The sequence below is a fragment of the Bizionia saleffrena genome (genome assembly GCF_008086175.1).
Classification (GTDB): Bacteria; Bacteroidota; Bacteroidia; order Flavobacteriales; family Flavobacteriaceae; genus Bizionia; species Bizionia saleffrena.
Window position 1 is genome coordinate 1 of record NZ_VSKM01000023.1, and the last position, 15,223, is coordinate 15,223.

The window sequence follows — 15,223 nt, forward strand, 5'->3', positions numbered from 1 at the left end:
CTAAATTTATCATTCTGCCCCTAAATTTTAGGAACTCGCTGGAGAGATCTGTTATCAATTCATACGTTTTGTTAGCTCAAACAGCCTAAAATTTTACGGTGCCTTCATTTCAAATTTTACGATAGATGCTCGATAGGCTGGGGTAGTTTTTAAGTGAATTTTTCATTAAAAAGTGCATAGTGAGTGGTAAACAGTGAATGGTTTTGATTGTGGTTCAAATAGTGTGTGCTGGGACTTTAAGATTGATCTGGCTTATTATTCTTTTTCTTTTTTGCATTGCCCAAAAAAGAAACAAAAAAGTTTAGGCTTACGACCCTCTATCTAAATTTATCATTCTGCCCCTAAATTTTAGGAACTCGCTGGAGTGATCTGTTATCAATTCCTAATTTTTGATAGCTCAAACAGCCTAAAATTTTACGGTGCCTTCATTTCAAATTTTACGATAGATGCTCGATAGGCCGGGGTCAGCATTAGAATATAATTAGATGGTTTTCTTTACTTTTTATAATTGTTTTAATTTTGGTTCAAATAGTGTGTGCTGGTGCTTTTAGATTGATAACGTTTCGATAAAGTGTTTGTATTTATTATTCTTTTTCTTTTTTGCATTGCCCAAAAAAGAAACAAAAAAGTCTAGGCTTACGACCCTCTATCTAAATTTATCATTCTGCCCCTAAATTTTAGGAACTCGCTGGAGAGATCTGTTATCAATTCCTAATTTTTGTTAGCTCAAACAGCCTAAAATTTTACGGTGCCTTCATTTCAAATTTTACGATAGATGCTCGATAGGCCGGGGTCAGCATTTGAATATAATTAGATGGTTTTCTTTACTTTTTAGAATTGTTTTGATTGTGGTTTAAATAGTGCTTATCTCAATTTATTTACCCCAATGCTAAAGGGGGGAAATTGAACATAATTAGAACGTTTTAAAATCTATTTAGTACCTAAATCTTAAATGGCCTACTTTTCGTAGGCGTAGTAAAACAAGTAAAAGCCGCAGCGGCTGGCAGTGGAGGATGGCCTAGCTTGCGGTTGCCATCCGCACGATAAGGGTTTTACGCAGTTTTCAAGCGTACTAAAATCAGCCTAGATTTTTTTGGTTCGTTTTTTCATCAATGGAAAAAATGAATATTAGAAAAGCTAATAGGTTTATTTGAAATAGTAATTGAATAGTGACTCGTTTTGATTATGGTTCAAAGATAGATTATGATCTAGTAAAGCCTATCTCAATTTCTTTACCCCAACCCTAAAGGGCGGACATTGAATATAATTAGATATTTTTCTTTACTTTTTATAATTGTTTTGATTTTGGTTCAAATAGTGTGTGCTGTTGCTTTAAGATTGATCTGGCTTATTATTCTTTTTTTTTTTGCATTGCCCAAAAAAGAAACAAAAAAGTCTAGGCTTACGACCCTCTATCTAAATTTATCATTCTGCCCCTAAATTTTTGGAACTCGCTAGAGTGATCTGTTATCCATTCCTAATTTTTGATAGCTCAAACAGCCTAAAATTTTACGGTGCCTTCATTTCAGATTTTACGATAGATGCTCGATAGGCCGGGGTCAGCATTTGAATATAATTAGATGTTTTTCTTTACTTTTTAGAATTGTTTTGATTGTGGTTTAAATAGTGCTTATCTCAATTTATTTACCCCAATGCTAAAGGGCGGACATTGATTTAAAACCGTAAACGAAGGTCCCCTTTAGGGGGTTTAGGGGTGAAAATAGAGGGCGATTCGCAGATTACCTTGCGTGATGCGCTCGTGAGTGGTTATCTTCGCTAATGGCAAGGCAGGTTATTTTATATACAATTTAGAAAATATGATTAAGAGATATCATTTTATTTTTATTACGGCGTTAAGCCTTTTTTATGCTATTAGTTTGAGTGCACAAACAGAGGTAAAATTTAATATGGCTACTGGGGCCTTATTAATCCCTAATTTTGGTGTTGAATTTGCTATTAGCGAACATTCTAGCGTTCAGCTGGATGTTCTAGCGTCTTTTTGGGACAGCTTTAATGGAGAACCCCTACAAATTATTCAAGTATTTCCTGAATTTCGCTATTATCTGAAACCCCATCGAGAAGGTCTCTTTGTGGGTGGACACGTGGGGTTTGGAATGTTCACTATGCAAAAACCAGGTTTTTTAGTGGTGTATGATAAGTATCAAGATCCAAGCACTTACGGTACTCCAAAGAAAAGAGCTTTCGAATCTGGACGCGTCACCTTTTACGGACTGACGCTAGGCTATAAAAAACGATTTAATCCCCGCTGGGGCATTGAGTTTTTCGTTGGTGGTGGCTTATCGCAATCTAATTATAAAGGATATAATGGCTTAGAACGGGTAGATATAGAGGCCAATAATTATCGTGATTTTAATGGTAGTGGCGAGGTGTTGTTGTATCGTGGTGGCGTAATGCTGATTTATGCGTTGAAGTAGGTTTTAGTAGTGGTATTTGATGGGCGTTATGGGGGGCGGGCGGATTTCTCGAAAAATCCGCACGGGTTGGCGTGTGCTTTATAAAATAGGATACAAAAAATGCTTCTCTGTTTGGAGAAGCATTTTTTGTATTGTCAGACGGCGATCAGACCGTAATTACACTGAAGGAGCGGATTTTTAAGTCTTATTTAAAAGCGTTTAGTCCTGTAACATCCATTCCTGTAATTAGTAAGTGAATGTCGTGCGTCCCTTCGTAAGTGATAACACTCTCTAAATTCATAGCGTGTCTCATAATGCTATAGTCACCAGAAATACCCATTCCACCAAGCATTTGTCGTGCTTCGCGTGCGACATTAATAGCCATATCTACGTTGTTACGTTTTGCCATAGAGATTTGCGCTGAGGTTGCCGTACCGTTATTACGCATTACTCCTAATCGCCACGCTAATAATTGCGCTTTGGTGATTTCGGTAATCATTTCCGCTAGCTTTTTTTGTTGTAATTGGAATTGTCCAATAGGTTTGCCAAATTGCATGCGTTCTTTACTGTAACGCAATGCCGTATCGTAGCAATCCATTGCTGCACCAATAACACCCCAAGCAATTCCGAAACGTGCTGAATCTAAGCAACCTAATGGTGCGCCTAATCCAGATTTGTTTGGTAATAGATTTTCTTTAGGGACTTTTACGTCAGCGAAAATAAGTTCGCCAGTCGCACTTGCACGCAGCGACCATTTGTTATGTGTTTCAGGCGTTGTAAAGCCCTCCATGCCACGCTCGACGATTAAACCGTGTATGCGTCCTTTTTCATCTTTAGCCCAAACCACGGCAACGTCACAAAACGGGGCATTCGAAATCCACATTTTTGCACCGTTTAAAAGATAGTGGTCTCCCATATCTTTAAAGTTCGTTGTCATGCCACCAGGATTACTTCCGTGGTCAGGCTCGGTTAAACCGAAACTACCCATCCATTCGCCACTGGCTAATTTTGGTAAGTATTTTTCACGTTGTTCTTCGTTTCCGTACTTATAAATGGGGTACATTACTAAAGACGATTGTACAGAAGCGGTACTCCGCACTCCAGAATCGCCACGCTCAATTTCTTGCATGATTAAACCGTAAGAAATTTGATCTAATCCAGCACCACCATATTCTTCTGGGATATAAGGGCCAAAAGCACCAATATCTGCCAAACCTTTAATAATCTGCTTAGGGAATTCTGCGCGTTGTGCATAGTCTTCAATAATAGGAGACACATCGCGTTTCACCCATTCTCTAGCAGTATCGCGTATTAATTTATGTTCGTCTGTAAGGAGCTCATCTAAGTTATAATAATCGGGAGCTTCAAATAAATCTGGCTTCATAATTTTGTTTTAGTTGAATAACAAAAGTAACGAAATGCTTTTCTGTTTACAATTTTAATCTACATTTTAAGATAAAAATCTTTGGTTAGATTTATATAATCTGCTGTGTAATTGTGTCTTGCCGTTTCAATAGTCAGTGCTTCCTCAATAATCGGCGTTTTTTGGAATGAAAAGGCGATTAGACTGCGCACGGTTTCTGAAGTGTTATTACCTTTTACGCGTAAGATGCGGTTGGCAAAAAGCTGTTCTGCGGCAGCGAGCGCAATACAGTCGGTTTCGTTTTTAAACGGAATAATGACCACGAATTTCCCGGTTTCGGACAAGAGTTTACCAACACTTTTAGTAAGGTGATGAAACGGCATAGCTTCACTAAATCGCGCCAAATCGCGTTGGGCATTATTGGTTTTATAATCCTCCGAATAGAAGGGGGGATTGGAGACAATTACATCGTAAGTATCGTCTATTTCCTCGGCAAACTCTTGTAGTGCCGCGTGGTAACAAAATAGGCGATCGCCCCAAGGGGAGCTCTCGAAATTATCGACACATTGCTCGTAAGCCTTCTCGTCTATTTCTAAAGCATCGATAACTTCGGCAGCACAGCGTTGCGCTAGCATTAAAGCCACCACGCCAGTGCCCGCACCAATATCTAAAATCGAATACGGATGGTGTTCTACAGTGGCCCAAGCCCCTAAAAGCACCCCGTCGGTGCCAATTTTCATAGCACATTGGTCTTGGTGGACTTTAAATTCTTTAAACTGAAACGGTTTGCTCATAAGCAAAGGAGGGTGTTGTGACGTATGTCGTGGTATTTATTCTTCTAAAAACAAATCGATTAAGCCTTCTGGTGTATCAACGATAATGGTTTTGTTAGGCTTATCTACTTTCTCAATAAAGGCGTCATTCATCGGGATGAGTATTTCTATGCCCTCGCGGTCGATTTCAAAAAGCGATTGCCCTGTACTGTCGTTAACTCCTGTAATGGTACCTACGTGGCCGAAATTAGTATCTTCGACAGTGAACCCTATAATTTCGTGGAAGTAAAACTTATCGTCTGCCAATTCCGGTAAAAAGTCTAGTGGTAGGTACAAATCGCTTTTCATTAAGCTATCGGCATCCGCTTCGGTATCGACTTCTTCAAATTTAATACGCAGCAATTCCGATTTATGTAATTGGGAACTCTCAATAAAAAAAGGCACTAAATTACCCCTTAAATCAACGAATATCGAATCTAAATTTTCGTAAAGTTCTGGTTGGTCTGTATCTAACTTGGCAAGTAACTCGCCTTTAAAACTGTATTTTTTTACAATTTTCCCTAAGAAAAAGCAATCTTTTTTATTCATTATCGTGGTGTTATTAGCCTAGTCACTACTAGTGCAAAAATCTCTCTTTTAAAGCGAAAAACAAAAGTATTTAGCAAAAAAAAACTCCGATAGATGACTATCGGAGTTTTTAAAAGTATAAAAATTAAATTTTTATTCCTCTTCGTTTGTTGCTTCAGTAGATTCTACTGCTTCTTCGACTGCTGGAGTTGCTGCTGCAATTCTAGCTTCGTTAGCTGCCTTTTCTGCTTCAAACGCTTTTGTTTTAGCATCACTCTGAGCCGTTGCTAAACCTTCTTTTTTAGCATTCACTTTACCTCCTTTATCTTCTAACCAAGCGTTGAATTTAGATTCTGCTTGCTCTTCAGTTAAAGCGCCTTTACGTACACCACCTGCTAGGTGATTTTTTAATAAAGCCCCTTTGTAAGACAGTATTGCTTTTGCTGTGTCTGTTGGTTGAGCACCATTTTGTAACCATTTTACTGCACCATCAAGATCGATATCGATCGTTGCTGGATTAGTATTTGGATTGTAAAAACCTAGTTTTTCTAAGTATTTACCATCTCTTTTAGCGCGAGAATCCGCTGCTACGATCCAGAAATAAGGTTTCCCTTTCTTTCCGTGTCTTTGTAATCTTATTTTTACTGACATAAAAAATTAATTTATGAGGTTCGCGACCTCTATTATTAATAAGATGGCAAAGATACTATTAATATTTATATTTTAACTTTTTATAGTAAAACTATTGGTTTACTGATTTTTATTCTATTTTTGAGACGTATAAAATTAAATTATTATGAAAAAATTAGTTGTTTTAGTTCTATCAATGGTCACTTTGCTAAGCTGTGGAGATGATCTGGAGTTTAAAACACCATCGTTTGAGGCTAAAAAAGATGGTAATTTGTTTGAAGCTGTTACCTATAAAGCGAATATAGTAGAGAATGGCCAGTTAACTATAACGGGTTCTGATAATTACGAAACGGTAACGCTTGCAGTAAACGGTGCGCTACCAGGTGATTACGATGTTCAGACTTCTAGTGCTTCAGCAACACTTTTAGATATTAACGGTATGCTGTGGTCTACAGAGAACACACCAGATCCAGACGTGCACGTGTATCCTGCTAGTGGTATTATTACCATTAAAGAAGTAAACGTAGTAGAGGGGTATGTTTCTGGTGCCTTTTATTTTAATGCTTATAACAGTTCAGGAATGACTTCGGTAACTATGAACGAAGGCTTTTTCCATAAGGTGCCTTTAGTAGGAGGTGTAGTGGGCGACCCAGACATGCCGGCCATAACCTGCCAAACAGCAACAGCAGCAGCTCAGGTTACCGCTCAAAATTTAGCGGTTTCAGATCCGGCAGCCGATGGTTACACTGCGCTTTGTAATAACCATAAACTCGCTTTAATTACAAAACAAAACGCGTGTGGCGATCTTTCAGGAGGCATTCAAGCAGAAATTGATGCTTTAGATTGTACGGCCGTAGCGACTCCTGTTAGTGGAGCGATTACCGTAACTGTGGGAACCTTGCCAAAAACGTTCGATGAGAACATCACCGTTGATGTCAACGGAAATACAGTATCGGTAAGCGCTGAAGATGCTGGCTCTAGCGATTGGATTTCTTTTGATGTGGAACAAGGACAAACAGGTGCTAATATTATTTCTAATTTTACAATTCACTTAATTAGTTCAGATTACTACCCCGCAAATAATGCAGCAGGAATATTTACTTCTGAAATTACGGCGAATAGTACAACTGATATAAACGGTACGTTCTCTGGCCCAGTAGAATCGGACGCTGGTGGTGATGTCAGTTTAACCTCTGGCGTTATAGATATCGCGTTCTAAATAAAAACACCTTATAATTATATAAAGCTGCAAACGTAATGTTTGCAGCTTTTTTTGTTAAATCTTCTTAAAGTCCTCATAAACAGTGTTAAATCATTTGATAAACGGTGCGATTCGTGCTATATTAGTAGTGGCGATGTTAAACAGTACGCATCCTACTAAAGAAAGTATTGAAATTTAAAAACCCACCGAATATGAAGTATACAGAAGAAATTTCGAACAAGTTGAATGAACTTTTAGTCAAAAATTATGATGCCGAAAAAGGGTATGAAAATGCGGCTGAAAATGTAGACAGTGACCGCCTTAAAATGTTTTTTAAAAGACGTGCAACCGAGCGTGGTGAATTCGCAAAAGAAATTAAAAATGAAATCCTGCAATATGGTGAAGAACCAAAGGACTCAGGAAGTTTTAAAGGAACGATGCACAGGAATTGGATGAGTTTAAAATCGACGTTCTCGGGTAATAATGAGGAAGCGGTTTTAGAGGAAGCTATTAAAGGAGAGAAAGCAAGTCTGGAAGAATACGATGAGATGGTAACAGCAAAAAATTTACCACCAACCATTGATGCGATGATCTTAAAACACAGAAATGCCATACAAGCGGCTATTAATACAGAAAAATTAAATGAGAATACTGTTTCTTAATATAGAGTAAGCAGTCCTATCGTATAAAAATCCAACCGTATTTCGGTTGGATTTTTTTGTTTATAAAACATTCCGTTTTTATAGCGTTATACTATTCTTTATTCTTATTTTTAACCTCCCTATTTTCTCACACTTTTAAACATAATTATGTACTTAATTTTCGATACGGAAACCACAGGATTACCGAAACGATGGAATGCTCCAATAACCGATGTAGATAACTGGCCAAGGTGTATACAGATCGCTTGGCAGCTGCATGACGATATGGGGCGCTGTATTGAAAGTCAGGATTATTTAATTAAACCAGACGGCTTTAATATTCCTTACGATGCCGAGAAAATTCACGGTATTTCTACCGAGTTAGCACAAGAGCAAGGGATTGAATTGTCTGAGGTATTAGCCCTTTTTAATAGCGCATTAGGTAAAACTAAGTTTGTGGTGGGGCAAAACGTAACCTTCGATTTAAATATTATGGGGGCAGAATTTGTGCGTGAAAACGTTGCCAATGCCTTGCAAGAGCTTCCTGTGTTAGATACGTGTACCGAGCACACCGCGCGTTTATGTGAGATCGCTGGTGGACGTTATGGTAAATTTAAATTACCAACCTTAACCGAGTTGCACCAGTATTTATTCGGCACACCTTTTTCTGAGGCCCATAACGCAACGGCCGATGTGGAAGCAACCACGCGGTGTTTCTTTGAGTTAATCCGTAGGCAAGAATTTACTATCGAGCAACTCGACGTACTGCCAGATTATTTTGAACGTTTCTCGGAAGACAATCCGCAGACGATTCCACTCATCGGATTAAAGCATATTAACCTAAAGCGTGAAAGCGCCAAAATAGCCGAGCGTTTACGACAAAAAGAGTCGACTGGCATATCTGCTGAAGAAATAAAGGAGAATATACAAGATTTAAAGGAAGTCGATTTTGTACATCTGCATAACCACTCTCAGTTTTCAGTATTACAGTCCACAATGAGTGTCGGCGATATCGTTTCGGAAGCCGCAGCGCAAAATATGCCTGCCGTAGCCTTAACCGATCACGCGAATATGATGGGGGCTTTTCACTTTATCAATGCGGTAAATAAGCATAACAGTTCGGCAAAAGCGCAAATAGAAGAAGCCAACGCAAAAGGCGAAACATCGCACGTAAAAGAGATTAAACCCATTATAGGGTGTGAGTTTTTTGTGTGTGAAGACCATTTAGATAAAACACGAAAAGACAACGGATACCAAGTTGTTTTAATCGCCAAAAATAAAAACGGGTATCATAATTTGGCCAAACTATCGTCGCAAGCCTTTGTTAACGGTTTTTATTATGTACCACGAATCGATAAAAAGTTAATAGAAGCGTATAAAGAAGATTTGCTGGTACTCACAGGAAACCTGTATGGGGAAGTGCCAAGCAAGGTTTTAAATGTTGGAGAACACCAAGCGGAAGAAGCCTTGCTATGGTGGAAAGAGCAATTTGGAGACGACTTATATGTCGAGCTTATGCGCCACGGTCAGGAAGATGAAGATCGCGTAAACCCTACCCTTATAAAATTCGCTAATACCCATAATATTAAATTGGTAGCCACTAATAACACCTATTATGGCAAGCAGGGCGATGCCAATGCGCACGATATTTTATTGTGTGTAAAAGAGGGGGAAAAGCAAGCCACGCCAATTGGTCGCGGTCGCGGGTACCGTTTCGGTATGCCGAATCAAGAGTATTACTTTAAGTCGGCACAGGAGATGAAAAATCTCTTTAAAGACCTCCCCGATGCGATTAGCACGACAGAAGAGATAGTTAATAAAGTGGAACCCTATCAATTAGCACGGGACGTGTTATTGCCAGCCTTTACTATCCCGGAGCAATTTATGCACGTGGACGATAAAACTGATGGAGGCAAACGTGGAGAGAATGCTTTTTTAAGGCATTTAACCTATGGAGGGGCGACAAAAAGATATGGCGAAGAACTCTCGGAAGCGGTTATCGAGCGATTGGATTTTGAGTTGAGCGTTATTGAAAATACGGGCTACCCCGGGTATTTCTTAATTGTAGAAGATTTTATTCGTGAAGCCCGAAATATGGATGTGTCGGTAGGGCCGGGTCGTGGATCGGCAGCCGGATCGGTAGTGGCCTATTGTTTGTGGATTACCAACATCGACCCAATGAAGTACAATCTACTTTTTGAGCGTTTTCTTAATCCCGATCGTGTGAGTATGCCCGATATCGATATCGATTTTGATGACGAGGGCCGAAGTCGCGTTATGGATTACGTCATCGACAAATATGGAAGTAGCCAGGTAGCACAAATTATAACTTACGGTACGATGGCGGCAAAATCGGCTATTCGCGATACCGCCAGAGTTTTAGATTTACCACTATTTGATGCTGATAGGATTGCGAAATTGATTCCTAATATGTCGAAACTGAATAAAATTTTCGGTTTAAGTGACAAGGAATTGGGCGCAAAGTTTAGAGCAGAAGATTTAGAAAAAGTAAACGAGCTAGTCAACCTTGCCGATGGAAACGACCTGCAAGCGGAAACCATTAACTTAGCGCGACGGCTTGAAGGATCGGTGAGGAATACTGGTATTCACGCCTGTGGGGTAATTATTACACCCGACGATATTACCAAATTCGTTCCCGTAGCACTCGCTAAAGATTCGGATTTATACGTTACCCAATTTGATAACTCGGTCGTAGAAGATGCGGGGTTATTAAAAATGGACTTCTTGGGGTTAAAAACCTTAACCCTGATTAAAGATACCGTTAAAATTGTAAAAGCAAAACACGATATATTACTAGATCCGGATAGTTTTCCGCTAGACGATATTAAAACCTACGAGCTGTTCCAGCGGGGGGAAACGGTGGGGGTTTTTCAATACGAATCGCCAGGAATGCAAAAGCACTTAAAAGATTTAAAACCGACGGTTTTTGACGATTTAATTGCGATGAATGCCTTATACCGTCCAGGGCCAATGGAATATATTCCAAGTTTCGTTCGTCGTAAACATGGGGATGAAGACATTGAGTACGATTTACCAGCGATGGAAGAGTACTTAAAGGAAACCTATGGTATTACGGTATACCAAGAGCAGGTGATGTTACTCTCGCAAAAGCTAGCCGATTTCACCAAAGGTGAAGCCGATGTCTTGCGTAAAGCGATGGGTAAAAAGCAAATTGCCGTATTAGATAAAATGAAACCTAAGTTTATCGATCAAGCCAGTGCTAAAGGGCACGATGCTAAAAAGCTTGAGAAGATTTGGAAAGACTGGGAGGCCTTTGCGAGTTATGCTTTTAATAAATCGCACTCAACATGTTATGCGTGGATAGCCTATCAAACCGCTTATTTAAAAGCACATTATCCTGCCGAATACATGGCGGCCGTATTATCTAATAATATGAACGACATTAAGCAGGTGACCTTCTTTATGGAAGAGTGTAAGCGCATGAAACTAGACGTGCTGGGTCCGGATGTCAATGAGTCGTATTATAAATTTTCAGTAAATAAAGATTATGCCGTTCGTTTTGGAATGGGAGCCGTTAAGGGCGTGGGTCACGGCGCTGTTATGACGATTGTTAATAATAGAAAAGAGGGCGATTATAAGTCTATTTTCGATTTAACGAAGCGTATCGATTTGCGGGCAGCCAATAAAAAAGCATTCGAAAATTTGGCTTTAGCTGGGGGTTTCGATTGTTTCTCAGACACCCACAGGGCGCAATATTTTCATAAGGAAGGTAGTGAGTTAACGTTTCTAGAAAAAGCAATTCGCTATGGCGCCAAGCATCAAGAAAACGAAAATTCATCGCAAGTCAGTTTATTTGGTGGGGCCAGCGATGTACAAATTGAAGAACCAGAAGTGCCGCCATGCGACACCTGGGGTACAATGGAAAAACTAGCCCAAGAGCGCGAAGTCGTTGGGGTTTATATTTCTGGGCATCCGTTAGACGATTTTAGAACCGAAATGAAGAGCTTCTGCTCGGGAACCATCTCATATTTTAGAGATTTAGCGCCGCACGTTAACAAGGATATTACGTTTGGTGGCGTTGTAACCGATGTGCAACACCGCGTGAGTAAGCAAGGAAAAGGCTGGGCGTTGTTTACTATCGAAGATTATACCGATTCTTACGAGTTTCGAATTTTTGGAGAAGAGTATTTAAAACACCGTCATTTTTTAATGATTAATAGCTTCGTGCACGTTAAAGTCTTTGTAAGAGAAGGTTGGGTAAATCGCGATACGGGTAAAAAAAGTGATCCACGATTGCAATTCAATAGTTTTCAGTTGTTGCACGATGTTATGGATAAATATGTGCGTAAATTGTCTATTCAATTAAATATTAGAGAATTAGAAGCCCCTAAAATTCAGAAGTTAAAAGGTTTAATTGCTATGCATCCCGGAAGTCATTTATTAGATTTTGTAGTGTACGATAATAAAGAACAGATTAAATTAGAAATGACTAGCCGAAGACAAAAAGTTAAGGTGTCTCAAGAATTGTTAGACGCCCTCGAAGAGCAGCAAGTATTTTATAAGTTAAATTAAAATACCACAACGATAGTACAAACCAATAAAGCTATAAAAAAAACAAATTGTCAGGTTATAAGTTTTGGCATTTTTTTTGATTAATATTGCATATTAACACGAAGTAAAACACATTAAAACACACAATATTATGGCATTAGAAATCACAGATGCAAATTTCGAAGAAACCGTTTTAAAAAGCGACAAACCAGTAGTGGTAGACTTTTGGGCCGCTTGGTGTGGACCATGTAGAATGGTTGGACCAATTATAGACGAGGTAAGTAAAGATTACGACGGTAAAGCAGTTGTAGGAAAACTTGATGTTGACGCGAACCAAGAATTCGCAGCAAAATATGGTGTACGTAACATACCAACCGTACTTATTTTTCAAAACGGAGAGGTTGTTGGTAGACAAGTAGGTGTAGCGCCTAAAGACGCTTATACAGACGCTATCGACGCGCTTTTATAGTATATATTTATAAAGAATATGGAAAAGGTTTGCTGTTATGGCAAACCTTTTCTAGTTTAGGGTATTATTTAGTGGGGCGATTTTTGTTTTACTATAAGGTAAAACAAAACCAGGCCCTCACAACTCGCTTCCCGAGAAAAAATGGGGAGCGCTCAAACAAATTGCTCCATCCTTAACGCAAAAGCAACAGATGAATTTAACAGACGAATTACATAACGCTGGAGGATTTAAAAACCTAGAGCATCTAGCCAAACAAGTCGTTGAAGGATTTGTATCGGGGATGCATAAAAGTCCGTTTCACGGTTTTTCTGCAGAGTTTGCCGAACACAAAATTTATAATCAAGGCGAGAGTACCCGTCACATTGATTGGAAGCTTTACGCCAAATCTGATAAGCTGTATACCAAAAGCTACGACGACGAGACCAATCTGCGTTGTCATATTATTTTAGATAATAGTAGCTCTATGCACTATCCAGAGCTCAACACGTTTAGCATTACGCAGTTAAATAAAATAGCCTTTTCTGCTTTAGCGTCGGCCGCACTAATGCATATTTTAAAAAAGCAACGCGATGCTATAGGTTTAAGTATTTATAGCGATGCATACGATTTTTATGCTAGTGAAAAGGGTAGCGAGCGCCATCACCAAATGTTATTGGCTCAGTTAAGCAATACAGTACTTTCTAAGCCTGCTAACAAGACAACAGAAACCTACAAGTATCTGCATCAAATTGCCGAAAAGATCCATAGGCGCTCTCTAATATTCGTTTTCACAGATATGTTTCAAACCGCTACCGATCACGATAAATTATTCGAAGCCTTAAGACATTTAAAGCATAATAAGCACGAAGTAGTCTTATTTCATGTTTTCGATAAGCAAAAAGAGTATCATTTTGATTTCGATAATGCACCAAAACGGTTTATTGACGTGGAAACAGGAGCGCATATTAATCTATATTCGGAAGTTGTAAAAGAAAATTACGAAAAAATGGTAAAAACATATTTTGACGAATTACGGGTAAAATGTGGTCAGAATAAAATCAAATATGTTGAGGCTGATGTAAATAGCGGTTTCGATGGTGTTTTAACAAGCTATATGTTGGAGCGTCAAAAATTCATGTAATGAAAATAAATAAAAAAAAGTTTGAAAAAGGTTTGCGTAATCGAGAATGTAGACTATCTTTGCACTCGCAATAAGGCAACGGTCTGGTAGTTCAGTTGGTTAGAATGTCGCCCTGTCACGGCGAAGGTCGCGGGTTCGAGTCCCGTCCAGACCGCTAAAATTGCTAAAGCTTCAAAGAAATTTGAAGCTTTTTTTGGCGAAAAATTTTAGTTGTGTTGTTTTGACGGATGTAGTAGTCCGTCAATGTGGTAGAAGCTATTTTATAGCTCAAACCGATGAGAAGCTTTCCTTTTTTCTTTTAGAAAATTGGGATGCTTTTTTGTTTTAGGGCGGTTTGTTAGTTAAGAATGTTCGTGAGCTCACGAGGATCATTCCTAAATGTTGTGTGTGAATTGAAATAAAACTCCGTTTAAAGCAAGATTTTTGGTGTAGTAGTGCTTATCTCAATTTCTTTACCCCAACCCTAAAGGGCTAACATTGAAAACAATTAGATGGTTTTCTTTACTTTTTATAATTGTTTTAATTGTGGTTCAAATAGTGTGTGCTGGTGCTTTAAGATTGATAACGTTTCGATAAAGTGTTTTTATTTATTATTCTTTTTCTTTTTTGCATTGCCAAAAAAAGAAACAAAAAAGTCTAGGCTTACGACCCTCTATCTAAATTTATCATTCTGCCCCTAAATTTTAGGAACTCGCTGGAGAGATCTGTTATCAATTCCTAATTTTTGTTAGCTCAAACAGCCTAAAATTTTACGGTGCCTTCATTTCAAATTTTACGATAGATCGGCGATAGGCCGGGGTAGTTTTTAAGTGAATTTTTCATTAAAAAGTGCATAGTGAGTGGTAAACAGTGAATGGTTTTGATTGTGGTTCAAATAGAGCCTATCTCAATTTCTTTACCCCAGCCCTAAAGGGAGGGAATTGCTTCACATCTGTAATTAAGGACCCCTTTAGGGGATTTAGGGGTGAAAGCAACGTCCATCCCAATGTCTTTACCTCAACCCTAAAGGGCGGAAATTGATCCACATCCGTAATGAAGGTCCCTTTAGGGGATTTAGGGGTGAAAGCAACACCTCTCAATTTCTTTACCCCAACCCTAAAGGGAGGAAATTGCTTCACTTCAAGAATATAAGTAATACTCATTTAGTACCTAAATCTTAAATGGCCTACTTTTCGTAGGCGTAGTAAAACAAGTAAAAGCCGCAGCGGCTGGCAGTGGAGGATGGCCTAGCTTGCGGTTGCCATCCGCACGATAAGGGTTTTACGGATCAAGGAATATTTTTGGGGAGTGACATAAATTAGGCATATAATTTAGTAAGTCTAAACAAGAAAAACTTAACATCTCTTACGCCTCTAAACATCGACCTGAACTCTTTGATTTTTGCATTAAAAGATTCCGCGGAAGCATTGGTGCTCCTGTTGTTAAAATAATTCAAAATTGGTTTGTAATGGATTTGTATAGACCTTGCAATGGTATTGAAGGACTTAAAATTTGAGTTTTCTACTTCGTTAT

11 protein-coding genes and 1 tRNA gene are annotated in these 15,223 nt (G+C 38.8%); 7 read left to right on the forward strand and 5 right to left on the reverse strand.

Features of this window, described 5'->3' with window-relative positions; genetic code table 11:
- Window positions 1-1,817 precede the first annotated feature (1,817 nt).
- The gene (locus ES676_RS14195) at window positions 1,818-2,435 is read left to right on the forward strand and encodes a DUF3575 domain-containing protein (protein ID WP_148370988.1); all 618 of its coding nucleotides are present in this window, start codon (window positions 1,818-1,820) and stop codon (window positions 2,433-2,435) included.
- A 184-nt stretch (window positions 2,436-2,619) separates the two neighbouring features.
- On the opposite strand, the gene ES676_RS14200 is transcribed toward ES676_RS14195, so the two are convergent.
- From ES676_RS14200 to ES676_RS14215, 4 genes are all read right to left on the reverse strand, one after another.
- A complete protein-coding gene (locus ES676_RS14200) occupies window positions 2,620-3,798 on the reverse strand; it encodes an acyl-CoA dehydrogenase family protein (protein WP_148370989.1) in 1,179 nt (392 codons plus the stop codon).
- A 59-nt stretch (window positions 3,799-3,857) separates the two neighbouring features.
- Window positions 3,858-4,571 carry a tRNA1(Val) (adenine(37)-N6)-methyltransferase gene (locus ES676_RS14205; RefSeq protein WP_148370990.1) on the reverse strand — a complete coding sequence of 238 codons (714 nt, stop codon included), beginning with the start codon at window positions 4,569-4,571 and terminating at the stop codon, window positions 3,858-3,860.
- A 36-nt stretch (window positions 4,572-4,607) separates the two neighbouring features.
- The gene (gene rimM, locus ES676_RS14210) at window positions 4,608-5,138 is read right to left on the reverse strand and encodes a ribosome maturation factor RimM (protein WP_148370991.1); all 531 of its coding nucleotides are present in this window, start codon (window positions 5,136-5,138) and stop codon (window positions 4,608-4,610) included.
- 132 nt (window positions 5,139-5,270) lie between these two features.
- Window positions 5,271-5,768 (reverse strand): 30S ribosomal protein S16, encoded by a 498-nt coding sequence (locus tag ES676_RS14215; protein WP_148370992.1) that lies wholly within the window; start codon window positions 5,766-5,768, stop codon window positions 5,271-5,273.
- Between the two features lie 145 nt (window positions 5,769-5,913).
- Between ES676_RS14215 and ES676_RS14220 the strand changes: the two genes are divergently transcribed.
- The 6 genes from ES676_RS14220 (at window position 5,914) to ES676_RS14245 (ending at window position 13,865) form a co-directional block, all read left to right on the forward strand.
- The gene (locus tag ES676_RS14220) at window positions 5,914-6,966 is read left to right on the forward strand and encodes a DUF6252 family protein (RefSeq protein ID WP_148370993.1); all 1,053 of its coding nucleotides are present in this window, start codon (window positions 5,914-5,916) and stop codon (window positions 6,964-6,966) included.
- 194 nt (window positions 6,967-7,160) lie between these two features.
- Complete coding sequence (locus ES676_RS14225; protein WP_148370994.1) at window positions 7,161-7,610, forward strand: ferritin-like domain-containing protein; 450 nt, start codon at window positions 7,161-7,163, stop codon at window positions 7,608-7,610.
- Between the two features lie 147 nt (window positions 7,611-7,757).
- Window positions 7,758-12,143 carry a DNA polymerase III subunit alpha gene (gene dnaE, locus ES676_RS14230; protein ID WP_148370995.1) on the forward strand — a complete coding sequence of 1,462 codons (4,386 nt, stop codon included), beginning with the start codon at window positions 7,758-7,760 and terminating at the stop codon, window positions 12,141-12,143.
- 130 nt (window positions 12,144-12,273) lie between these two features.
- Window positions 12,274-12,591 (forward strand): thioredoxin, encoded by a 318-nt coding sequence (gene trxA / locus ES676_RS14235; RefSeq protein ID WP_148370996.1) that lies wholly within the window; start codon window positions 12,274-12,276, stop codon window positions 12,589-12,591.
- A gap of 190 nt (window positions 12,592-12,781) precedes the next feature.
- On the forward strand, window positions 12,782-13,711 hold the full coding sequence (locus ES676_RS14240; protein WP_148370997.1) for a DUF58 domain-containing protein: 930 nt from the start codon (window positions 12,782-12,784) through the stop codon (window positions 13,709-13,711).
- Window positions 13,712-13,791: 80 nt separating this feature from the next.
- Window positions 13,792-13,865, forward strand: a tRNA-Asp gene (locus tag ES676_RS14245).
- 1,143 nt (window positions 13,866-15,008) lie between these two features.
- Here the strand turns inward: ES676_RS14245 and ES676_RS14250 are convergent.
- Window positions 15,009-15,223 (reverse strand): transposase (locus tag ES676_RS14250; protein WP_148370844.1); only part of this gene is annotated, 215 nt, incomplete at its 5' end.